Source organism: Aerolutibacter ruishenii (assembly GCF_007830115.1).
Taxonomy (GTDB): Bacteria; Pseudomonadota; Gammaproteobacteria; order Xanthomonadales; family Xanthomonadaceae; genus Aerolutibacter; species Aerolutibacter ruishenii.
Window position 1 is genome coordinate 341,334 of sequence record NZ_VLKP01000001.1, and the last position, 22,027, is coordinate 363,360.

General features: G+C 69.2%; 26 protein-coding genes and 1 tRNA gene. 6 read left to right on the forward strand and 21 right to left on the reverse strand.

The annotated features are described in order from the left end of the window. Window positions 1-34 precede the first annotated feature (34 nt). Together fabR and IP93_RS01605 are read left to right on the forward strand one after the other, a co-directional pair. Window positions 35-679 carry an HTH-type transcriptional repressor FabR gene (fabR, locus tag IP93_RS01600; RefSeq protein WP_144811288.1) on the forward strand — a complete coding sequence of 215 codons (645 nt, stop codon included), beginning with the start codon at window positions 35-37 and terminating at the stop codon, window positions 677-679. 10 nt (window positions 680-689) lie between these two features. Next, entirely contained in the window at window positions 690-1,076 is a 387-nt protein-coding gene (locus IP93_RS01605; RefSeq protein ID WP_144811290.1) for a VOC family protein, read from the forward strand. Between the two features lie 9 nt (window positions 1,077-1,085). Here the strand turns inward: IP93_RS01605 and IP93_RS01610 are convergent, their stop codons facing one another. From IP93_RS01610 to IP93_RS01660, 11 genes are all read right to left on the reverse strand, one after another. After that, window positions 1,086-1,364, reverse strand: a complete 279-nt coding sequence (locus IP93_RS01610; RefSeq protein WP_144811291.1) for a DUF4242 domain-containing protein — start codon at window positions 1,362-1,364, stop codon at window positions 1,086-1,088. Window positions 1,365-1,482: 118 nt separating this feature from the next. After that, window positions 1,483-2,448 carry an MBL fold metallo-hydrolase gene (locus IP93_RS01615; protein WP_144811293.1) on the reverse strand — a complete coding sequence of 322 codons (966 nt, stop codon included), beginning with the start codon at window positions 2,446-2,448 and terminating at the stop codon, window positions 1,483-1,485. A gap of 81 nt (window positions 2,449-2,529) precedes the next feature. Beyond that, window positions 2,530-3,861 carry a tryptophan--tRNA ligase gene (locus IP93_RS01620; RefSeq protein ID WP_144811294.1) on the reverse strand — a complete coding sequence of 444 codons (1,332 nt, stop codon included), beginning with the start codon at window positions 3,859-3,861 and terminating at the stop codon, window positions 2,530-2,532. 236 nt (window positions 3,862-4,097) lie between these two features. Then, complete coding sequence (locus IP93_RS01625; protein WP_144811296.1) at window positions 4,098-4,298, reverse strand: CsbD family protein; 201 nt, start codon at window positions 4,296-4,298, stop codon at window positions 4,098-4,100. Between the two features lie 240 nt (window positions 4,299-4,538). Beyond that, window positions 4,539-4,691, reverse strand: coding sequence for an entericidin A/B family lipoprotein (locus IP93_RS01630; RefSeq protein WP_144811298.1), 153 nt, complete (start codon window positions 4,689-4,691; stop codon window positions 4,539-4,541). A 264-nt stretch (window positions 4,692-4,955) separates the two neighbouring features. Continuing rightward, window positions 4,956-5,090, reverse strand: coding sequence for an entericidin A/B family lipoprotein (locus tag IP93_RS01635; RefSeq protein ID WP_144811300.1), 135 nt, complete (start codon window positions 5,088-5,090; stop codon window positions 4,956-4,958). A 131-nt stretch (window positions 5,091-5,221) separates the two neighbouring features. Then, window positions 5,222-6,145 (reverse strand): arginase, encoded by a 924-nt coding sequence (gene rocF, locus IP93_RS01640; protein ID WP_144811301.1) that lies wholly within the window; start codon window positions 6,143-6,145, stop codon window positions 5,222-5,224. Window positions 6,146-6,187: 42 nt separating this feature from the next. Then, window positions 6,188-6,263 (reverse strand) — tRNA-Thr (locus IP93_RS01645). Between the two features lie 15 nt (window positions 6,264-6,278). Further along, a complete protein-coding gene (locus tag IP93_RS01650) occupies window positions 6,279-7,076 on the reverse strand; it encodes an SPOR domain-containing protein (RefSeq protein ID WP_144811303.1) in 798 nt (265 codons plus the stop codon). A 27-nt stretch (window positions 7,077-7,103) separates the two neighbouring features. Continuing rightward, window positions 7,104-7,850, reverse strand: a complete 747-nt coding sequence (locus IP93_RS01655) for a type III pantothenate kinase (protein WP_144811304.1) — start codon at window positions 7,848-7,850, stop codon at window positions 7,104-7,106. Between the two features lie 10 nt (window positions 7,851-7,860). Next, window positions 7,861-8,853, reverse strand: coding sequence for a biotin--[acetyl-CoA-carboxylase] ligase (locus IP93_RS01660; RefSeq protein WP_144811306.1), 993 nt, complete (start codon window positions 8,851-8,853; stop codon window positions 7,861-7,863). Window positions 8,854-9,079: 226 nt separating this feature from the next. Here IP93_RS01660 and IP93_RS01665 point away from each other — a divergent pair, with 226 nt between their 5' ends. Both IP93_RS01665 and IP93_RS01670 read left to right on the forward strand, forming a co-directional pair. Beyond that, window positions 9,080-9,331 carry a hypothetical protein gene (locus tag IP93_RS01665; protein ID WP_144811307.1) on the forward strand — a complete coding sequence of 84 codons (252 nt, stop codon included), beginning with the start codon at window positions 9,080-9,082 and terminating at the stop codon, window positions 9,329-9,331. Between the two features lie 42 nt (window positions 9,332-9,373). After that, window positions 9,374-10,123, forward strand: coding sequence for a M90 family metallopeptidase (locus IP93_RS01670; protein WP_425480008.1), 750 nt, complete (start codon window positions 9,374-9,376; stop codon window positions 10,121-10,123). 304 nt (window positions 10,124-10,427) lie between these two features. On the opposite strand, the gene IP93_RS01675 is transcribed toward IP93_RS01670, so the two are convergent. From IP93_RS01675 to IP93_RS01720, 10 genes are all read right to left on the reverse strand, one after another. Further along, entirely contained in the window at window positions 10,428-11,822 is a 1,395-nt protein-coding gene (locus tag IP93_RS01675) for an ATP-binding protein (RefSeq protein ID WP_242006681.1), read from the reverse strand. 84 nt (window positions 11,823-11,906) lie between these two features. Continuing rightward, window positions 11,907-12,590, reverse strand: coding sequence for a response regulator transcription factor (locus IP93_RS01680; RefSeq protein WP_144811309.1), 684 nt, complete (start codon window positions 12,588-12,590; stop codon window positions 11,907-11,909). 79 nt (window positions 12,591-12,669) lie between these two features. Then, window positions 12,670-13,041 carry a PepSY domain-containing protein gene (locus IP93_RS01685; RefSeq protein WP_144811311.1) on the reverse strand — a complete coding sequence of 124 codons (372 nt, stop codon included), beginning with the start codon at window positions 13,039-13,041 and terminating at the stop codon, window positions 12,670-12,672. A 159-nt stretch (window positions 13,042-13,200) separates the two neighbouring features. Further along, window positions 13,201-14,139, reverse strand: coding sequence for an arginine deiminase-related protein (locus tag IP93_RS01690; protein WP_144811312.1), 939 nt, complete (start codon window positions 14,137-14,139; stop codon window positions 13,201-13,203). A 43-nt stretch (window positions 14,140-14,182) separates the two neighbouring features. Beyond that, window positions 14,183-15,223 carry a tRNA dihydrouridine(20/20a) synthase DusA gene (gene dusA / locus IP93_RS01695; RefSeq protein WP_144811314.1) on the reverse strand — a complete coding sequence of 347 codons (1,041 nt, stop codon included), beginning with the start codon at window positions 15,221-15,223 and terminating at the stop codon, window positions 14,183-14,185. Window positions 15,224-15,282: 59 nt separating this feature from the next. Next, window positions 15,283-15,714: a GFA family protein gene (locus IP93_RS01700; protein ID WP_144811316.1), complete on the reverse strand. Its 432-nt coding sequence runs from the start codon at window positions 15,712-15,714 to the stop codon at window positions 15,283-15,285. Window positions 15,715-15,723: 9 nt separating this feature from the next. Continuing rightward, window positions 15,724-16,479 carry a hypothetical protein gene (locus tag IP93_RS01705; protein ID WP_144811318.1) on the reverse strand — a complete coding sequence of 252 codons (756 nt, stop codon included), beginning with the start codon at window positions 16,477-16,479 and terminating at the stop codon, window positions 15,724-15,726. A 190-nt stretch (window positions 16,480-16,669) separates the two neighbouring features. Further along, window positions 16,670-17,074, reverse strand: a complete 405-nt coding sequence (locus IP93_RS01710; RefSeq protein WP_242006684.1) for a hypothetical protein — start codon at window positions 17,072-17,074, stop codon at window positions 16,670-16,672. Window positions 17,075-17,364: 290 nt separating this feature from the next. Next, on the reverse strand, window positions 17,365-18,102 hold the full coding sequence (locus IP93_RS01715; protein ID WP_144811321.1) for an HAD family hydrolase: 738 nt from the start codon (window positions 18,100-18,102) through the stop codon (window positions 17,365-17,367). A gap of 296 nt (window positions 18,103-18,398) precedes the next feature. Then, the gene (locus IP93_RS01720) at window positions 18,399-18,587 is read right to left on the reverse strand and encodes a CPXCG motif-containing cysteine-rich protein (protein ID WP_144811323.1); all 189 of its coding nucleotides are present in this window, start codon (window positions 18,585-18,587) and stop codon (window positions 18,399-18,401) included. Between the two features lie 403 nt (window positions 18,588-18,990). Here IP93_RS01720 and IP93_RS01725 point away from each other — a divergent pair, with 403 nt between their 5' ends. Together IP93_RS01725 and IP93_RS01730 are read left to right on the forward strand one after the other, a co-directional pair. Next, complete coding sequence (locus tag IP93_RS01725) at window positions 18,991-20,754, forward strand: endonuclease (protein ID WP_144811324.1); 1,764 nt, start codon at window positions 18,991-18,993, stop codon at window positions 20,752-20,754. 192 nt (window positions 20,755-20,946) lie between these two features. Next, on the forward strand, window positions 20,947-21,999 hold the full coding sequence (locus tag IP93_RS01730; RefSeq protein ID WP_144811326.1) for an NAD(P)-dependent alcohol dehydrogenase: 1,053 nt from the start codon (window positions 20,947-20,949) through the stop codon (window positions 21,997-21,999). Window positions 22,000-22,027: the final 28 nt, after the last annotated feature.

The window sequence follows — 22,027 nt, forward strand, 5'->3', positions numbered from 1 at the left end:
CTATGATGGGGCTCCGAGCCCAGCGACGCGCCCCGTGACCCTTCCTTCCGACCTCGCCACCGACTTCCATACCGGGCGCAAGGCCACCATCTCGCGCGAGGACCTGACCGCGGCCGCGTTGCGCCTGATCGGGCCACACCGCAGCGTGTCGTCGCTGAGCCTGCGTGAAGTGGCGCGCGAGGCCGGCATCGCGCCCAACAGCTTCTACCGCCACTTCCGCGACGTGGACGAGCTTGCGGTGGCGCTGATCGAACTGGCCGGGCAGTCGCTGCGCGAGATCGTGGGCAAGGCGCGCCGCCGCGCCACCAGCGGCCGCAGCATCGTGCGCGGATCGGTGAGCGCGTTCGTCGAGCAGGTGCGCGCCGACGACAAACTGCTGCACGTGCTGCTGCGCGAAGGTACCGTGGGCTCGGATGCATTCAAGCAGGCGGTCGACCGCCAGCTCGACTTCTTCGAGGAAGAACTGCACGTGGACCTGGTGCGCCTGGCCGCCGCCGACAACCTGCCGCTGAAGGATCCGGCACTGGTGGCCAAGGCGATCACCCGCCTGGTGTTCGCCATCGGCACCACCGCGATGGACGTGCCGCGCGAACGCGACGCGGAACTGGTCGAGCAGCTCACCCAGATGGTGCGAATGATCCTGCGCGGCTCGCAGGCGATGGCGCGCACGCAACGCTGAGGGCAGCACCATGACGCACCGCAGCCGCTTGGCCGGCTTCATCATCGACTGCCAGACCGACGACCTCGACCGCGCAGCCGCATTCTGGAGCCAGGCATTGGGACTGCACGTGGCCGATCCGGACTCCGGCGGCCTGGGGCTCTACGCCGAATTCGGCGACGCACCCGGCGGCCTGCACGTGGAAGTGCAGAAGGTGGAGCACCCCTCGCGCGTGCACCTGGACATCGAGGCCGACGACGTCAATGCCGAGGCCACGCGGCTGGAAGCGCTGGGCGCGAAGAAGGTCGCCTTCGTGCGCGAGCGCTGGTGGGTGATGGAAGCGCCGACCGGCCAGCGGTTCTGCGTGGTGCCGATGCGCGAGGACACGCGGCGCGAACCGCCAAACCACTGGCCCTGAGCGGAACCGTCAGTGCAGTTCAGCGGTGGTCGGATCCATCATCGCGCTCACTTGCGACACCCGGTCCACCGGGAAGCCACCCAATTCGGCATGGCGGCGCACCGCGGCTTCGTTGTCGGCGATGTACACGCAGTAAAGCTTGTCGGCGGTGACGTAGGACTCCTGCCACTGGATGTGCGGGCCCATGTTTTCAAGCACGTCGCAGGACTTGCGTGCAACGCCCTGCAACTCGCCAAGGGTAAGCTTGCCCGCGCCGGGGAGGTTGCGTTCGATCAGGTACTTGGGCATGTCAGTGCCTCGGGTTCGCGCGGCCGCGCGTCCACGCCACACCGCGCCGGTTGACGGCGGCCACGCCTCGGCAGGCCGCACCTGCCGCTCGAAAGCGGCATAGAGGAGTCTGCGCCCGTCACCCTGGCACCGCAACGGGCGCCGGTGCCGGCCGCGCCAGCCACACGCCCAGCCCCTGCGCATTGAGTTCGATGTCCATGCCAAGCACGTCGGGCACTGCGGTCTCGGCGTTGGCCACCCCGTGAGCCGTTGCGCGCGCGATGTAGTAGCGGGTTAACCCGTCAACGAGGGCGACGTGGCGACCGGTGGCATCGTCCGCGCCGTCATGCGCGTGGCGGCCCAGCGCGACCATCGCATCGACCTGTTCAAGCAGATCGTGGCCCAGCCTCGCCACGTCCTCGACGCGCCCGTAATGGGTGAGGTACATGGCGTCCGGCTGGCGGGCGAGCAACGTGCGGATCGAGGCCTTCAATGGTTCCGGCTCGAACTGCACCGGCGAAGTGGTCGGGATGATGAAGGGGCGACCATCCACATCCAACTCGCGGTACGACAGACCGAAAGTATCGCCGGTGAACCAGCTGCGGCTACGTGCGTCCCACACGCAGAAGTGGTGGCGCGCGTGGCCGGGCGTGTCCACGCACAGCAGCGGCCGGCCGGCCAGCTCGATGACGTCGCCATCCGCAGCCTCGAGCACGCGCGCGGCGGGCACGCTTTGGATCACGCCATAGCTGCGCGCGATCTCGGCCTCGCCGTATACCGCGGTGGCGCCCGCGACCAGCCGCGAAGGATCGATCATGTGCGGCGCGCCGCGCGGGTGTACCACCAGCGTGGCATTGGGCAGGTGCTGCATCAGCAGGCCCGCGCCACCGGCGTGGTCGAGGTGGACGTGGGTCAGGATCAGCCAGTCCACGGCCTCTGGCCCCAAGCCCTGCTCGTCCAGCATGGCGAGCATCGCCGAGACGCTGTAGTTGGTGCCGCAATCGATGAACGCGGCGCGGCCCTGCTCCACCACCAGGAACGCGGCGTCGAAGTGCGGCCGCTGGAAACCGGTGTCGATGGTGAAGATGCCGTGCGTCGCGCCCATGCGTGCCTCGTTATGTCGGTCGTCAACGCAGTCTAAGCAGCGCCAGCGAGTGTCACGATTCGGCTTTGGTCGCGGCCCAGATCAAGCCTTGGCCGCCTCCTTGTCCTTGGCCGCCTGCACGATGGCATCCAGCGCGGTCTGCGCCTCGTCGGCGGCCACGCCATCGCCCAGCGAAGCGTGCTGACCGATGGTGTGTACCGTGAGCGTGCCGGCCTTCATCGCGCCGATCAGCTCGCCGACCTCGCGCGGCGCGGCGAAACCGGTGCTCTGCAGCAGCACGCGTTCGCCATCGACCAGCTTGAAGTAGAACCGGCCGTCCACCTCGCGGTACTGCTTGATCACCGGCAACGTGGCCTTGTCGACGGCCTTGACCGCGGCCACCGGCACGCGACCCAGGTCGCGCAGGCCCACCGCCTCGCGCAGTTCCGCCATCAGCGGCGTGGCATAGCGTGTACGCAGGCGCTGCGCACCGTCGCGCAGGATGGCCTCGATATCGGCCGGGCGCGCCATCAGCGCTTCGTACTGCTCGCGCTGCGGCGCGATCTCGGCATCGATGCGCTCGAACAGCGCCTGCTTGGCATCGCCCCAGCCGATGCCATCGGCAAACGCCTGGCGCATCGCCGCGGCCTCGGCGTCGGTGGAGAACGCCTGGTACAGCTGGAACACGTGCGAGCCATCGGCGTCCTTGGCCTCGCCCGGCGCGCGCGAATCGGTGACGATGCCGGCGATCAGCTTGCGCAACTGCTCGCGCGGCGCGAACAGCGGGATGGTGTTGTCGTAGCTCTTGCTCATCTTGCGCCCGTCCAGGCCGGGCAGCGTGGCCACCTGCTCCTCGATGTGCGCCTCGGGCAGCACGAAGTATTCGCGGCCGGTCGCCTCGCCGTAGAGGTGGTTGAAGCGCTGGCCGAAGTCGCGCGCCATCTCGATGTGCTGGATCTGGTCGCGGCCCACCGGCACCTTGTTGGCGTTGAACAGCAGGATGTCGGCGGCCATCAGCACCGGGTACATGAAGAGACCCGCGGTCACCGCCGCGTCATCGTCCTCGCCCGCTTCGCGGTTCTTGTCCACCGCCGCCTTGTAGGCGTGCGCGCGGTTGAGGATGCCCTTGCCGGCCACGCAGGTCAGCAGCCACATCAGCTCGGTGGTCTCGGGGATGTCGCTCTGGCGGTAGAACCACACCTTGTCCGGCTCCAGCCCGCAGGCCAGCCACGTGGCGGCGATCTCCAACGTGGAGCGCTGCACGCGCGCCGGGTCCTGCACCTTGATCAGCGCGTGGTAGTCGGCGAGGAAGTAGAAGCTCTCCACGTCGGCGGCGCGACTGGCGGCCACGGCCGGCCGGATCGCACCGGCGTAATTGCCCAGGTGTGGGGTGCCGGAAGTGGTGATGCCGGTGAGGACGCGGGTACGGGACATCGGGAAGGCAGCCGTGGGGTGAACGAATCCGCATTTTACCCGGCGGCGGCCAACCCCGCCGGATGCGGTCGCACGTCCCACCGTGCCCCCCCTGGCGGAGACACGCCCATGTCGCGCCTGACGCTTTGCCGTGGCACCACGCCAAATGTACACGGGCCGGCGATGCCGGCCCGTGTCCTTATCGGTGCAGCATCCACCACGGGTGGCTGGATCACCACGCCGCGGCGTAGTTTCGGTCAGTGCAGGGATTTCTCGAACTCACGGACCTCGCGTTGCGCGCGATCGCGGTCCCAGCCGTACTGTTCCTGCAGCTTGCCAGCGAGGTATTCGGCGTTGCCCTCGCGAACATCGAATACGTCGTCGGTGAGGTCGCCCCACTTGGTCTGGGCCTGACCCTTCAACTGGTTCCACTTGCCGGCGATGATGTCTTTGTTCATTGCATGGTTCCTCGTTCTTCCGGGAGAATGCGGCGGGTGCTTCGATGCCGCATGTACACCATCGCAAGGTGCCCATTCGCATACGGTAAGCGGTGCGTTACGCGCGCATTCGCGCGAGGTGAAGCCCGGCGTGTTCAGATGCCTGACCGGGAGTTCCGGGACCTTTGCAAAAAAAAAAGGACCGGACATGGATCCGGCCCTTCCTGTTCGCGCCGCGTCCCGGCGGGGATCAGCGCCTGCTCAGCACTTGCCGTCCTTGCAGTCGCCAGCCTTGTCTTCCACCTTCTCGCCGACCTTCTGCACGTCCTTGCCCACGCCTTGCATGGTGTTGCAGGCGGTGAGCACGCCGGTCGAGAACGCGGCCAGCAGCATGAGGGCAACAATACGCTTCATGGGTCATCTCCTTCGATCATTGGATGGGTCGCACTGCGCAGGGGAGGCCGCGTCGCCGCGCCGCCCGTATCCGCATCTAACGCGCCGCCATGTGAAACCCTTGTGTGGGCCTGCCGTTGGCGACCAGGCCCTGTTCACCCGGCACCACGCGCCGCGGTGCAAGCGTGGCGGTGGCCGATGAACGGGCGTGCCGCACCTGCCCCTCCGGAAACGAGCAAGGGCCGGATCGCTCCGGCCCTTGCGGGACCCGCATGGCGCGTGCGCTTACTTGTCCGCTTTTTCTTCCATCTGCTCGCCCACCTTCTGCAGGTCCTTGCCGAAGCCCTTGACGGTGTTGCAGGCGGTGAGGCCGGTGCTCGCGAACAGGGCGAGCAACAGCAGGAGGAAGGAACGCTTCATGGGCTCTCCGGTGAATTCTGGCGACAGGATGATTGGCGTGCACGCTACCACAGCGGCACGCCGCTCACCGCGACCGGCGGCGTATTCCACGTGGCGGGGCGCGGCATGCGCCCGCACCCCAGGCCGTCCGCTCAATCGCGCATCAGGGTGGATTTGCCGAACAGGCTTTCCACCAGGGCCACGGCCAGCCTGCCGGTGCGGTTGCGCTTGTCGATGATCGGGTTGAGCTCGACGATGTCCAGCGAGGCCATGCGCCCGGTGTCGGCGATCATTTCCATCACCAGCTGCGCCTCGCGGTAGTTGGGGCCGCCGGGCACGGTGGTGCCGACGCCCGGCGCGATGCTGGGGTCGAGGAAGTCCACGTCGAAGCTGACGTGCAGGTGGGTGTTGTCGTCCACGCCTTCCAGCGCCTCCTCCATCACCCGCTTCATGCCGACTTCGTCGATGTAGCGCATGTCGTAGACGTCGAGGCCGTATTCCTTGACCAGGCGCTTCTCGCCTTCGTCCACCGAACGGATGCCGATCTGCCGCACCACGTCCGGGGTGATGGCCGGGGCGTCACCGCCCAGGTGGGTCAGCTCGCGCGGGCCGATGCCGCACAGGCACGCCACCGGCATGCCGTGGATGTTGCCCGAGGGGGTGACCTGGCTGGTGTTGAAGTCGGCGTGGGCATCCAGCCACAGCACGCGCAGCTGCTTGCCGGTCTCGCGGCAGTGGCGGGCGACGGCGGTGATCGAGCCCAGGCCCAGGCAGTGGTCGCCGCCGAGCATGATCGGCATGCGCCCGCCGCGCAGTTCGGCCAGCACGGCCTCCATCACCAGGCGGTTCCACTCCACCACCTCGGGCAGGTGGCGGTAGCCTTCCACCGGCTTCTGCCACGGGTTGCGCGGACCGTCCAGGTTGCCGCGGTCCTCCACGTCCACGCCGCGGGCGACCAGCGCCTCGCCCAGTCCGGCGATGCGCAGCGCCTCCGGCCCCAGGCGGGCACCGCGGTGGCCGGCACCAACGTCGGTGGGCGCGCCGACGAGGGACACGGGCGGATAACGGCGGCTCATGCGGAAACGGCTCCTGCGGGCATTCGGGGGGATTCCATTCGATGGTGCCGACAGTCCGATTTGAACGGACGACCTACCGCTTACAAGGCGGTTGCTCTACCAACTGAGCTATGCCGGCAGCTCAGGCCACAGTTTACCCGAGTGGCACGCCAACGCCCCAGCGCAGCGTGGCGCAGTCGGCCGGCTGCGCCCGGGCGGCGCGGACCTGGATGCGCACGGCCTCGGCATCGAACCCCGCCGCGGCGCGCACGTCGACCCATGCGGCCCCAGCGCCTGCGCCCAACGGTTCGGCGCGAGCGGCGAAACCTGCGGCGTTGAGCGCGTCGGCATGGCGGCGCGCGGCGGTTTCGCTGCCGAACCGGCCCAGCGCCACCGAGTTGGCTTCCGCGCCCTCGCGCACGATGAAGTAATCGCGGAAGCCCGCGGCCGAGACACGGCCGGCGATGGCGGTCGCCTCCTCGGCGCTGGCCAATGGCGGCAGGTAGACCCGCCAGCCGCGGCCTGGGCGCAGTGGCGGACGTTGCACCAGCAGCGCCTGGGTCAGCGGCTTGAGCGTGGCCTGCGCGGCGACGAGGGCGTCCTCGCTGTCGAACGGCCCAAATCGGTAGCAGCGCGACGCACCGGTTGGCAGTTCCGGGCTTCCGGCATCGCCAATCCCTTGTGGCGCGGCAACCGTGGTCGCGTCGCCGCCGCCGGTCGGTTCGGTGGTCGTCACCGCGGGGGACCCTGGCCCGGTGGCCGATGGCGCCCGCGCCGCCGTCGCAGGCGTGGCCACGACGGCCTCGTCGCGTTCGCGCAGCAGTTGCAGTTGGCCGACGCCGGGCGGCACCGTCCCGGTGGCCTGTGGCGCTGCCGGCGTGGACCAGTGCCACCACGCCGCGACCCCCAGGTTCAATACCAGCAGCAGGACGATGAGGGCGCGGATGAACATGCGGCGATTGTATGCGGGCGCTGCCGATCAGGCGTCGACGCCGGTCTCGGTCCGTGCCCACACCGCCAGGCCGCGCAGCACCAGGTTCGGCACCAACCGCGCCTGTGGCCAGTGCGGCAGCAGCGATGGCGCGCCACCACCGTGCACGTACAGCAGGGGCGGCTGGCCCAGCAGCGCCGTCGCGTCGCGCAGGCTCTGCTCCACCAGGGCGATGGCGGCGCCTTCGCAACCGGAGGCCAACGCATCGTCGGTGTCACTGGCGAATGCGGTGTAGTGGCCGCCGCGCGCGGGCAGGTGCGGTGCGCGCGCATGCAGGGCTTCGCGCATCAGGGTGGGCGATGGGGCGATGCGCCCGCCATGGTGCCTGCCGCTGGCATCCAGCAGGTCGACGGTGACGGCGGTGCCCACACCCACCAGCAGGGTCGCGCCCTGCGTTTCGGCGCGGGTGGCCAACAGGCCCAGGAAACGGTCCACGCCCAGCCGCCGCGGGTCGGCGTAGGCAATGCGCACGCCGGCCAGCGCGGGTTGCGTGCGTGCCAACGAAATGCGCGTGCAGTGCCGTGACAGCAACTGCAGCACGCGGGCGGCGAGCGCGGGTGGAGCGACATTGGCCACGTGCGCCACGTCGATGCGCGGCGGCAGCGACTGGGCCACGCGGGCCTCGAAATCGGCGTCGGCGTGGGCCACGGCCAACACCCGCCCGAGCCCGCCGTCGTCCAGCAACGGTGCGTACTTGAGCCGGGTATTGCCCAGGTCGAAGGCCCAGCGGGTCATGCGCGTCTCCTCATGGCGCGGCCTCCCGGCGAACGCTCACCTCGCCCGAGTGCACGCATGCCTGCGCACCATCGGGCAGGCGCACGCGCAATGCACCGTCATCGGCCAGGCCCTCGGCAATCGCCTCGCGGGTGCCGCCGTCGGCCGCGACGAGGGTGACGTGCTGGCCGACCAGCGCATCCAGTGCCGCATAGCGGGGCAGGAACGGCGCAAGCCCCGCGGCATCGAACTGGTCCAGCGCCGGGACGAGCCGGTCCAGCACGGCCGCGGCCACCACGTTGCGGTCCACCGTGCCCGACAGTTCCGCCAGGTCGCACCAAGGCTGGTCGATCATGGCTGCGTGGGCCGCAGGCATGCGCACATTGATGCCCAGTCCGACCACCGCGTGCGCGGGGCCGGCGTGTTCGCCGCCGCCCTCCACCAGCAGGCCACCCAGTTTGCGCAGCCCACCGTCGCTGACCACCACCAGATCGTTGGGCCATTTCAGCCGCACCGCCGTGGCGCCCAGCGCATGCAGGGCTTCGGCGGCGGCAATGCCGGCGACCAGGCTCAGGCCGCCCAGCCGCCCCAGGCCGCCCGTGAAGCCGCGGGCCACCGACAGATACACATTTGCGCCCAGAGGCGAGGTCCATCGCCGCCCCCTGCGGCCACGCCCGGCCGCCTGGCATTCGGCCAGCAACGCCAGCGCGAGGCCATCCCCGGGCACACCACGGGCCAGCAAGCGGGTATTGGTGGAATCGACCGACCACGCCACGTCCAGCGCGACCAAGCGGGCCCGCGTGGCCGGCGCCAGGCGCTCTTCGATGGCATCTGTCGCCAGCAGCTGCATCGGCACTGCCAGCCTGTAGCCGCGCCCGGGGCTTGCCTCGATCGGCACGCCGGCTTCGCGCAGCCACTGGATGCGCTTCCATACCGCGGCACGGGTCAGCCCGGCGTGGCGTGCAAGCGCATCGCCGGTGGCCGGGCCGGCGATCAGCGTGGCCAGCAGCAGGCGATCGTCCATCAACGGGATGCCGCCGCCTTCGGCAGGGTGGCGGTGGCGGGCAACGCAAACGGGGGGAGGGTCGGCATGCGGGGGATTATGCGGGAGCAGCTGCCGGCACCGTGCGGAGCGTCAGCCCGACCGCCATGACCATGCCGCGTCGCAGCAACCTGCGACTCCCGGCAGCCTTGCGGATTTCACGCTATAGTCAACGAGTTACCTCATCCACCGGCCGAGATCCGCTCGCATGCTCCGCACCAGCCTGCTCCTGCTGCTTGCCTTGGCCAGCGCGACCGTTGCTGCCCGCGACATGAAGCACGCCGACGCCAATGGCGCCTGCGGTGGTCAGGATGGAGAACGTTCGGCCGCCGCCGAGGCCAACGCGCGCAACCCGGCGGCCGCCAAGCCATCCAAGCCGCGTCCAAGCGTGCACGGCGATGCCCCCTCCCGACTGCAGTCGCCGCGCTGGCACAGCTTCCTGCCGGGCATGTTCCGCTGACAGGGTGGGCGACGTCCGTGGCACGCCCACCGCGGTAGCTGCGTGATCGGTTTCCTGCGCCGCCTGCGCGGCACCCCCGCTCCCATCCCCGACGAGTTGTGGCGAGCCACCGCCACTGCCCTGCCATGGGTGCAGGCCCTGCCCGCCACCCGCCAGGCAACGCTGGCCACCTTGGCGGCGCGTTTCCTGCACGAGAAGACCATCACCCCGCTTGACGGGCTGACGCTGGACGACCGCCAGCGCTGCATGCTCGCCGCCCTGTGCTGCCTGCCGCTGCTGGAGTTCGGCCCCGAAGGCCTGCACGGCTGGTCGCAGTTGATCGTCTACCCCGACGCCTTCCGCGTGAACCGCAGCCACGTCGACGCCGCCGGTGTGATGCACGAATGGGACGACGAACTCATCGGCGAAGCCTGGGATGCCGGCCCGGTGATCCTGTCGTGGGCCGACATCATGGCCGACTGCGAGGAACCGCGCGCCGGCTACTGCGTGGCCGTACACGAGATCGCGCACAAACTCGACGTATTGGATGGTGTGCTCGACGGCACGCCGGCATTGCCACGCCGCTGGCAACGCGAATGGGCCCGTGATTTCCAGGCCGCCTACGACGCCTTCTGTATCGAAGTCGACGCCGGCCACGACACGACGATCGACGGCTACGCCAGCGAATCGCCCGAAGAGTTCTTCGCCGTCGCCACCGAATACCACTTCAGCGATCCCGCGACACTGCGCGCAGCGATGCCCGCCGTCGCCGACCACCTGACGCGCTTCTACGGTCCCGCGCCATTCGCTTGAAATGCCGAATTGGCTGCGGGTAGACCAGCATTAAACGCAACGCGCAGTTGCGCCAACCGGCAAACAATTTTCCGACATCGCCCTTGATGCCGCGTCGCGTCGTGCGGTGGCTTGGCAGTGGCGGCGGCGTGGCTGTAGCCGTTGCCATTGCTTCCTCTGCCACCCATAACGTTTGGTCAGGAGTGGAGCGGCGGGTGTGTTGCGGAAAAGCGCGCCACGGATGGCGCGCGGCGCGACTCCGCGCAGGACTGCGCGGACGGAGCGCTGCAGCAACACGCCCGCCGCTCCGCTCCGTACCGCACGCTCACAACCCCGGCGGCAACACCACCTCAAACCGCGCCCCACCCAGTTCCGTCGACCTGCGCACATCCAGCGTCCCGCGATAGCCCTTCACCAGGTCCTGCACGATCGACAGGCCGATGCCATGCCCCTGCACGCGCTCGTCGCCACGCACCCCACGCTGCAGCACCAGCCCGATCTTCTCCTCGGGGATACCCGGCCCATCATCGTCCACCGCGATCAACAGGCCCGGACGCCGGCCCGGCGCCGTCTCGCCCACGTGCACCGTCAACAGCACGCGCGAGCGCGCCCACTTGAACGCGTTTTCCAGCAGGTTGCCCAGCAGTTCCTGCAGGTCGCCGGGCTCGCCCTGGAACGGCACGCCCTCGGCGATGTCGAATTCGCAGATCACGCCCTTGCTGGCATACACCTTCTCCAGCCCGCGCACGATCTGCTCGGCGTGCGGCTCGATGGCGATGGGCGCGGCGAACAGCGCATGGCCCGACCGCGCGGCACGCGACAGCTGGTACGACACCAGGTCGCTCATGCGCCCCACCTGGGTGATCACTTCCTCGCGCAGCTCGCCGTGGGTGGCATCGCTGTCCACGCGTGCGCGCAACACCGCCAGCGGCGTCTTCAGGCTGTGGGCCAGGTCGGCCAGCGTGTTGCGCTGCCGGTCCAGGTTCTCGCGCTCGCTTTCGATGAAGGCGTTGATGCTTTCGGCCAGCGGCTCCAGTTCGCGCGGATGGCGCTCGCTCATGCGCGAGGCTTCGCCGCGCTGCACGCGCTTGAGCTCGTGGATCACGCGCCGCAGCGGCAGCAGGCTCCAGCGCAGGATCACCGTCTGCAGCAGCACCAGGATGATGCCGGCGCCGCCCAGGTAGCGCCACAACTCCTGGCGGAACACCTGCACCTGGCGGCTCAGCGCGGTGGTGTCCTCGAAGATGTACACGGTGTAGGCGAATTCCGCCGCCTTGCCGCCTTCCAGGCTCCAGATCAGGCCGCGGCCATACCGGTACGCCTCGCCCTTGGCGCCACTGATCTCGGTGATCTCCAGCGGGCCTTCGAACACTTCCTCCTGCGCCTGGAGCATCCGGCCCTCGGGCAACAGCGGGCCGATCGAGGATGGCGAGTCCCAGTGGCCGTTGGGGAACACGACTTCGGCGTACAGCCCGCTGCCCGGGCGCTCGAAGCGCGGGTCGGGCATGTCATACGGCGGGATGAAGGAGCCATCGCGGGCGAAGTCGCTGTCGGCGAAGGCCAGCGCGTAGCTGCGCATGCGCTCGCGCAGGTTGCCCTTGGCGGTCTCGAGGAACGCGCGGTCCAGCGCATAGCCGGCCAACGCCAGGAAGGCGACCAGTCCGAGACTGGCCACCAGTACCTGGCGTGCCTGCAGGGATAGCGGTTGCCTCCAGCTCAATCCGTGCCCCCAGAACCCCGTGTCCCCCGGCCGGCGTGGCCGCGACGGATGTCGCGGCGGGTCCGGCGCGGCGCTTCGCCTTCGTCAGTCACCCGACCGCGGGATCGCGAAGCGGTAGCCGCGGCCGCGCACGGTCTCGATCGGCTTCATCGCGCCGTCCGGATCCAGCTTCTTGCGCAGGCGGCCGATGAAGACCTCCAGTACGTTGGAATCGCGGTCGAAATCCTGCTGGTAGATGTGCTCGGTCAGGTCTGCCTTCGAGACCAGCTCGCCGGCGTGCATCATCAGGTACTCCAGCACCTTGTACTCGTAGCTGGTGAGGTCGACGTTGGCGCCGCTGACGGTGACCGTCTGCGCGGCAAGGTCGAGCACCACCGGGCCGCATTCCAGTGTCGGCTTGCTCCAGCCGGCGGCGCGGCGGACCAGCGCGTTGATGCGCGCCAGCAGTTCCTCGACGTGGAACGGCTTGACCAGGTAGTCGTCGGCACCCTGCTTGAGGCCCTCGACCTTGTCCTGCCAGCTGGAACGCGCGGTGAGGATCAGCACCGGGAACTTCTTGCCTTCCGCGCGCAGGGCCTGGATCAGTTCCATGCCCGACATCTTGGGCAGGCCCAGGTCGATGATGCCGAGGTCGAACGGCACCTCGCGGCCCATGTACAGGCCCTCCTCGCCGTCCTGGGCCGCATCGACCGCGAAGCCTTCGCGCTTCAGGCGCGCGGCAAGGGTTTCGCGGAGGGGGGCTTCGTCTTCGACCAGCAAAATGCGCATGGGAACTCCTGTTTCCGGCTGTCGGTTGCGGCGGCCCGGTGCTGCGCGCCAGGTCCGGCCAAGGCGCTACTGTGTGGTGTCAGTCGTCGTCGCCACGTGTACGCGGCCGCTGTCCACGGCCGGGCGGGTCTTCCATGTAGACACGGACCCGCCCGCTGGAGTCGACGACCTTGACCCGACTCACGTCGCGGCCATCGTACGGCACGCGCTCGGCGCTGAGCACCTGGCCGCCGGTACGTCGCTCGACACTGCGCACCGCTTCGGCCAACGCGTCGTTGCCGCCGCGGCGGTCATGGCGCCGGTCGTCGCCACGCTCGGGGCCACGGTGGTCCTGCGCCTGCGGCCCGCGCTCGGGCGGCCCGTCACGCCGCTGCGCCACGGCATCGCCAGCAACCACCAGGGCAGCGACGGACAGGGCGATCAAGGCAAGGCGGACGACGGGGCGGGTCATGGCACTCCCAGAACCTGTGGGCAGGTGACGCGAAGAACCGGATCGACCGGGTTGACGCCATTCTTGGAACGAGGCGGTGAATCCGGTCTGAACTTTTCCTTCACGCGGCAGCCTCCATTCAGGATGACCTGCGTTGGCCGCGAGCGCCAGCCCCCCGGATCAGAAGATCTCGCCCACGCAGCAGCGCAGCGAGCCGCCGCCGGCTTCGATGGCGTCGATTTCCACGATACCGACCTCGAACCCGGCTGCCGCCAGTTGCGCGCGGTGTGCTGGCGTGAGTGTGCGCCCGGCGTTGGCGCTCATCCACAGCTTCTCCGGGGTCAGCGCGATGCAGTTGCCGACGAAGGCCGCGTGTTCCTCCGGCGTGCACAGCACCGCGTGCGGGGCGTACAGGGCGACGATGGCGTCGGCCACCGCGGGATCGGCGAAGCCCTTGGGGCAGACCACGGCCGCACGCCCGGCCAGCACCGCCAGCACCACGTTGGTGTGGTACTCGCCTTCGGCCAGGTCGAACAGCAGCGTGGCGCGCAGGCCCAGCGCCTCGTGCATCAGGCGCGCGCCTTCGGCATCGCAGCGTTCGGACAGGCCGGCAAAGCCGAGGCCGCGGGCACGATCGATGACCAGCGCGCCGGTCAGTTCGGCCGGGTGTGGCTGGCGTGACAGGTCGACTTCGACATAGCCCATGGTGGCGAAGAAGCCACGGATGTCGGGGCGGTTGGCCTCGCGCTGGCGGACCTCGTGGCGCATGCGGCCGACCACGTAGCGCGGCGCGCCGTGCGGGTCGACGGCGGCATCCGGGCGGCCGGTGGCGAACACGTTGTTGGGGAACAGCGCGTCGGGGGTGTCGGGATTGCCGGCGAAGCACACCGTGGGCAGCACGCCGGCGAAGGCGCGGTGCAGGTCGCGGTGCTGGGCCGAGGCGCGCGCGGCGTCGAACGCGGCGGCCTCGGCCATGTAGCGGTTGTCCTGCGCGGACTGCTCGGCCAGGGTGAAGCCGTCGGGCGCGACCAGGAAGGCGGCACGCGCGGTGGCGGGACCGAAATCCGGCGCGGTGGCGCGGGCGAAGGCGAGGAAGGCGGCGGGATCGCGGGTCAGCATGGTGGGTCCAGTGCGTCGGCGTTTGCTTGGGGGAAGGCGACTCTCAGGCCGCCGTGGCGGCACCCTCGTCGCGACCGCCGGCGGCGAACGACTCGGTGACCATGATCGCCTGCTCCACCAGCGTCCAGTCCGCGCCGGGCTTGTGCGCGCCCTCACTGAGGATCTGGCGGAATGCGCGGCCGCCGCGCTCACCGGCGAACAGGCCCAGCAGGTGGCGGGTGATGTGCTTCAGGAACACGCCGTCCGCCAGTTGCGCCTCCACGTACGGGCGCAGCGCACGCAGCAGTTCAGCGCGGGGGCGCAGTTCGCCGCCGAACCACGCCATGTCCAGCCGGTGCAGCAGGTAGGGATCGTGGTACGCCGCGCGACCGAGCATCGCGCCGTCGGTGTGCTGCAGGTGCGCGGTGGCCTCGTCGGCATCGGCAATGCCGCCGTTGACGATGATCTGCAGGTCGGGGCGCTCGCGCTTGAGCCGGTAGGCCCAGTCGTAGCGCAGCGGCGGCACTTCGCGGTTCTCCTTGGGCGACAGGCCCTGCAGCCACGCATTGCGTGCGTGCACGATGAACATGCCGCAGCCGGCGTCGGCGATGCGGTCGATGAAGGCGCGGAAGCGGTCGTAGTCGTGGTCGTCGTCCACGCCCAGGCGGCATTTCACCGTCACCGGCACATGCCGGTCCAGCGTGGCGCAGGCGTCGACCATCGCCGCCACCGACTCGGCCACCAGTTCCGGCTCGCGCATCAGGCAGGCGCCGAAACGCCCGGCCTGCACGCGGTCGGAGGGGCAGCCGCAGTTGAGGTTGATCTCGTCGAAGCCGGCCTCGGCACCGATGCGCGCGGCCTGTGCCAGCAGGTTTGGCTCGCTGCCGCCCAACTGCAACGCGACCGGGTGCTCCACCGGGTCCATCGCCAGCAGGCGCGCGCGGTCGCCGTGGATGACCGCGTTGGCGTGCACCATTTCGCTGTACAACCGCGCATGTGGCGCGAGCAGACGGTGGAAGACACGGCAGTGCGAATCGGTCCAATCCATCATCGGGGCGACGGACAGACGCAGTTGCGCGGGATCGATGGCGGGCAAGGCGGTCATGGGGGCGCCATTGTACGGGCTGGCGCCAATGCGGGCCGGGAGGCCCCGACGTTCGGTCGTCAGGTGGTGCCGTCCGCCCCGTCCACGTGGGTCAGGTGCGCGAGCGCGGCGGTCTCGGCCTCGCGGTTGGCATCGTCGAACGGGGTGATGTCCATGCCCTCGACGGTGCCCGCCTCCAGGCAGCGCGCGTTGACGCTGTAGCCGTCCGGGTGGCTGCGCGGCACGTAGAAGCTCTTGATGCCGCAATGGCGACAGAACAGGTGATGCGCGGCGCCGGTGTTGAAGGTGTAGTCGGCCAGCGCGTCGCCCCCCTGCAACAGGCGGAAGCGCGCGGCGGGCACGATCAGGTGCAGGAAGCCGGTCATGCGGCAGATGGAGCAGTTGCAGTCCAGCACCGGCAACACGGCCGCGGCATCGACTTCAAACTGCACGCGGCGGCAATGGCAGCCGCCGCGGTGCGTGACAAGGGCGGTGGTCGCGGGTGGTTTCACCCATGCAGCTTAACCTTTGCCGTTGCCTTTTCCCTTGTCGTCGCCCTGGCCCTTGCCTTGCGACTTGCCCTTGCCGGGCGCGTTGCCTTGGCCGGGGCCGCGGTCGTCGACGCGCGCGCCGCCCGCATTGCCCTGCCCCGCCTTGCCCGCCGACGGGCCCTTGGCCTGGCCCTGGGTCTTGCCTGGCCCGCCCGCATGGGCCGGCTTGCCACCGGCCGTCGGCACCTTGCCCTGGCCGTTGTGACCCGGCACATGGCTGCCGTTGGGGCCCTTGCCGCGCCCCGGGAAGTCGGCGCGCAGGTCCTCCGACAGCGAGATCGGGCGGCCCCAGCGGTCATAGGTGGGCACGAAGCCCTTCTTCAGGCGGTGGAACTCGGCCGAACCGGGCTTGATGCCCAGCTCCTTGGCGACCACGCCCCAACCCTTGCCGTGGTGCTGGTCCCAGTAGTCGGCCACGTAGCGGCACGGACGGCCCAGTATCTGGGCGATGGCGCAGGCGTAATACACGTCGCCCGGCGCCCAGTTGCGGGTGGTCAGCAGGTCCACGACCAGGTCACGCGGTGCGCCGTAGTAGCGCACCATTTCGTTGACGAACGGATCGCGGTAGCGGCTGCCATAGCGGTTGACATCGCCCAGGTAGGTATCGACCCAGACGTCGCCGCTGCGCGGGTTCCAGCCGATGCTGTAGTCCTGCGCGTTGGCGCTGCCGGTGAATCCAGCCACTGCGGTGGCCAGCACGAAGAGCATGGGCTTGAATGAACGCATCAGCGGGTTCCTCCAGTTGGAAAAGTCACCGGCATCGGGCACCGGCAGGATGGACCGATCGTCGCCTGCCGAGACCGGTCCGGTTTGGGGCGGATACTGGCCGCCGGCCAATGAACGCGCGGTGAGAACCGCTCCCCATCCCGCGCGCCGTTCAAGGCCCGTTGCCCAAGGTGAGCGCGTGGCAACGCCGCTACTGGCTCAGCGTGACCCTGCTGACCGCGAAACCGAGGTCCCAGCCGCGACCCTTGCCCTTCATGCGCAACCTCACCGGGCCGTTGGTCATGGCGTGGGCGCTGCCCGCGCGATGTGCGCCGGCATGCGCGTCCACCGCCACGTAGCTGCCCAGCACATCACGGATGCGGTACACACCAGTAAAGCGGCCACGGCCCTCGATGGTGCGCAGCCGGCCGAAGCTCAACCCGCCGCCGCGCATGCGGATCTTCACTGTCAGGCTATCACCGCCATCGCAGGTCACCGTGCCGGTGCCGTTGGCGGTGCTGTACAGCGCCGACCAGCCGCTGAGCGTGTAGCGCAACGTGCACGCCTGCGGTCCCTTGGCCGCGGCGGCCGGCAACAGCAGTGCCAACAGCAGCATTCCCAGCATCCATACTGGCGTGAACCGACCCATGCAACCCCTCGCGGCAACGGCCTGCGGCAAGGCTATCACTGGCGCGATGACAGGCAACCATGCGTGCGGACGCGGAAACGCCGACGGCAAGGAATGCAGGGGCAAGCCAGCGGGAAAGCATGGTCATGATGACTTCTCCTTCGTCGAGCCAACCCGTGGCGGGTGGCCATGGAACCGACGATGCAGAAGTGGCGGTGAACCGGTTTTTTAACCGTGCCCCAGCCGCGGCTGAACACGCAAAACGGTATACGCGGCGTTCACCCGGCGGCGAGCGCCGCCAGCGTGCGCACCGCGTCCGGGAGCTCAGCGGCGGAGGCAACGCGGCGCATGCGCGCGACATCGCGCGCCGGCACACTGGCCTCGGTCTCGTGCGCCCAGGTGGTGTGGTACGGCATGTGCACGCCCCATCCGCCCAGCGCCAGCACCGGCGCGATATCCGAACGCAACGAGTTGCCGATCATCATGAACTGCGCGGGCGCCACGTCGAACTCGTCGAACAGCCGGGTGTAGGTGGCCGCGTCCTTCTCGCTGACGATCTCGATGCGACGGAAGCGGTCGGCGAGTCCGCATTGCTTCACCTTGGCCTCCTGGTGGAACAGGTCGCCCTTGGTGATCAGCACCACGTCGAACTCGCCGGCGATGGTGTCCACCGCTTCGGGAATGCCGGGCAGCAATTCGACAGGATGGCGCAGCAGATCCTTGCCCATGGCGACGATGCGGTGCAGGTCGGCGGCGCTGATGCGCTGCCCGGTGATCTCCACCGCGGCCTCGATCATCGACAGCACCATGCCCTTCACGCCGTAGCCGAACACGGCGATGTTGCGCGTTTCGATGGCATAGAGGTGGTCCTGCGCACCGCGCGCCTGCAGGTCGACGTACTGGCCGACCAGTCGCTCGAATTCGAGTTGCGCCTCGTCGAAGTAGTCCTGGCTGCGCCAGAGGGTGTCGTCGGCATCGAAGCCGACCAGGCGGATGGAAGAAGGGGCGTCGCGCATCCGTACAGTATGACGCGGGCCGGTGTGCCTAGGGTGGCCGCGATCACGGCCGGCGGCGGAAAAACAGGGGGCGGCGCGGGGGCCGCCCCCGAACACAGGCCTGCAGCGTCCCTGCTCTTTTTACTTCTTGGACGCGCCGCCGGCCCGCTTGCCAACACCACTGTTAGCCGCGGCCACGCGCTAGCGCCACCCTGAAAACGTGACGCGTTGGCAGCTTGGCCCCTGTTCAGTAGCCGCGGCAATCGCTGAACACCACACAACCTTCACGAATGGCGGCGTCCATGCCCGGCTCCGGTTCAGGACCCGGCTTCGGATTCGACGGTCACCAGCGGTTCGCCGTCGTCGTCGAGGTCGACCACCACGTACATGGGCTTGCAGCACACCGGGCAGTCCTCGGTGTAACGCTGCTCCTCGGCGCAGTTCTCCACGCGCAGTTCGATGCGCTCGCCGCAATAAGGACACTGGACTTCGACAACAGGCAGCATGGCGATACCCTCACTGATGAAGGGAACGAGCAGATCCCGCTGCGGCGGCCATGTACCGGCACTTGGCCGCGTGCCGGCGGCCATGGAGGCGGCCCTCGGCAGTGTCGGGAGTCGGCTACCGCGTTGCGACCGGGTTGTCGGCCGGGGCCGGACCGGAGATCGCCCGCACCAGCACCAAACCGCTGCCGCTCGATGCGCCCGGCCTGATGGCGTGCGTGCCGCCGCCGTCAGCGGCGTAATGCAGGCGTGGCGATCCCCTTGTTACGAGCGACCCACTGTCGGGCCGCTGCGCTTAGTCTAGCCTTGGCCGGCGGCCCGACCGCCGGGTCACGCCGTGGCATCAAAGTCGTCATATTCGATGGCTAGAGTCGGCACCTTCATTCGTCAACAGGGAATCGTTTACATGTCCATCCATCCGCTTCGGGGAGCGTGCGGGCTGCTGGCCCTCACGCTGGCGGCGGCGCCATTGAGCGCATCCGCCGAAGTCTTCATCAATGAACTGCACTACGACGATGCCACCAGCTCCGGCGACGTCGGCGAGAAGATCGAGGTGGTCGCCACCGCCGGCGAAAGCCTCAGCGGCTACCGCATCTACCTGTACAACGGCGCCACGCCATCGGCCGCGACCAGCTACGACAACGACCTGGTGCCTACCGGCAGCCTGGTGACCTGCGGTGGCACGGTGCGCATTGCCACGGTCAGCTACCCCACCAACGGCATCCAGAACGGCGCGCCCGATGCGATCGCGCTGGTCAACGGCAGCGGCCAGCTGGTGCAGTTCCTCAGCTACGAAGGCACCGTCACCGCCTCCAGCGGCCCCGCCGCCGGTCGCACCAGCACCAACCTGCCGGTGTCCGAGACCGGCTCCACGGCGGCCGGCACCTCGCTGCAGCTGGGCGGCAGCGGCAGCACCTACGCCAACTTCAGCTGGAAGGCCTCGGCCAAGCAGACCTTCGGCGCGTGCAACAACGGTCAGAGCTTCGCCTCGACCAACCCGGCGCCGACCGTGGTCTCCACCTCGCCGGCCAACGGCGCCACGGGCGTCGCCCCGGCGACCGACCTGGCGGTGACCTTCAGCGAGTCGGTGGGCCTGACCAGCGGCGCCTTCACCCTGCAGTGCAGCATCAGCGGCGCGGTCGGCCTGACCTATCCGGCCAGCGGCACCAGCTTCACCATCACCACCAGCGCCACGCTGGCCGGCGGTGAAACGTGCGCCTTCACCGTGGACAAGAGCAAGGTGTTCGATGCCGGCGGCGCGTCGCCGGCGCAGAACACGGTGGCCAACTTCACCGTGGCCAGCAGCGGCGGCACCGGCTACTACTCGCGCGTCAACACCAGCAGCGCCAGCCAGCTGCGCTGCTCGCTGCACGCGACCATCAAGGGCCACACCGCCTACCCGTACAGCGCCAGCACCACCGACACCTGGGACATCCTCGAGATCGCCGACGAGGACCCCAACAACGCCGGCCGCATCCTGGACGCCTACCGCAACCGCAGCTACCTCAAGGGCAGCGAGCGCGCGGGCACCGGCACCGGGATCGTCTACAACCGCGAGCACACCTGGCCCAACTCGCTGGGCTTCGGCAGCGCCACCGGTGACAAGGGCCTGCCCTACGCGCCGTACACCGACACCCACATGCTGTACCTCACCGACTCCGTCTACAACTCGGACCGCGGCAACAAGCCGTATGCCAGCTGCACCCTGGCCGGCGGCTGCGGCGAGCGCGTGACCGAAGCCAACGCCGGCTTCGGCGGCGGCAGCGGCGTGTACCCGGGCAACTCCAACTGGGTGAAGGGACCGGACGGCAACAGCGGTTCGTTCGAGGTGTGGGGCCACCGCAAGGGCGACATCGCGCGCGCCGTGCTGTACATGGCGATCCGCTACGAAGGCGGCGTGCACCCGACCAACGGCCAGGGTGAGCCCGACCTGGAACTGACCGACGACCGCAGCAAGATCGTCATCACCTCCGCCTCGCCGGCGTACATGGGCCTGCTGTCGACCCTGCTGGCCTGGCACCAGGCCGACCCGGTCGACGCCGCCGAGCGCGAGCGCAACGAGGTGATCTACAGCTTCCAGGGCAACCGCAACCCGTTCATCGACCACCCGGAGTGGGCGAGCTCGGCGCTGTTCACGTCCACCAAGCCGGCCAGCTGCCAGCTCAACTGAGCCACGCGGCAGCACGAAGGACGGCCCGGGCTTCGACCCGGGCCGTTTTTCTTTGTGGGCGTGATCGTTCCCTGCATGCAGGCGATGGCCGTGCACGTGCAGGGCGCTCACGCGGCGCGGTGCCGGCCGCATAATCCAGTCTGGCCACCGCCCCGGCGGCGGCCATCGCGCCCACCCCCACAGGAGCCCAGCATGACCACCAAGGCGTACGGCGCCCTCGCCGCCGACCAACCGCTCGAACCGCTCGATGTGCAGCGCCGCGCCCCGGGCGCGCACGACGTGCAGATCGACATCGCCTACTGCGGCGTGTGCCACTCCGACCTGCACACCGTGCGTTCGGAATGGGGCGGCACCCTATTCCCGTGCGTGCCGGGCCACGAGATCGTTGGCCACGTGAGCGCGGTTGGCAGTGCGGTCAGCGGCTTCAAGCTGGGCGACACCGTGGGCGTGGGCTGCATGGTCGACAGCTGCCAGCACTGCGATTCGTGCGGCGAAGGCCTGGAGCAGTACTGCGAGAACGGCTTCACCGGCACCTACAACAGCGCCACGCCCGATGCGCCGGGCCACACCCTGGGCGGTTACGCGCAGCGCATCGTGGTCAACGAGAAGTTCGTGCTGCGCATCCGCCACTCTGCCGACCAGCTGGCCGCGGTCGCGCCGCTGCTGTGCGCCGGCATCACCACCTGGTCGCCGCTGCGCCACTGGAACGTCGGCCCGGGCCAGAAGGTCGGCATCGTCGGCATCGGCGGGCTGGGCCACATGGGCATCAAGCTCGCCCATGCGCTGGGCGCGCACGTGGTGGCGTTCACCACCAGCGAAAGCAAGCGCCAGGACGCGCACGACCTGGGCGCGGACGAAGTGGTGGTGTCGCGCAACAAGGACGAGATGAAGGCGCACGCGGGCAGCTTCGATTTCATCCTCAACACCGTCGCCGCCAGCCACGACCTGGATGCATTCACCCGCCTGCTCAAGCGCGACGGCACGCTGTGCCTGGTCGGCGTGCCCGAGCACCCGCACCCCAGCCCGAGCGTGGCCGCGCTGATCTTCGGCCGCAAGGCGCTCGCCGGCTCGCTGATCGGCGGCATCGCCGAGACGCAGGAGATGCTGGATTTCTGCGCCAAGCACGGCATCGTGTCGGAGATCGAGATGATCAACGCGCAGCAGATCGACGAGGCCTACGACCGCATGGTCAGGAGCGACGTGAAGTACCGCTTCGTGATCGACACGGCCTCGCTGGCCCGGTGAACCGCGGAGGAAGCGCGGCGGCTGCAAC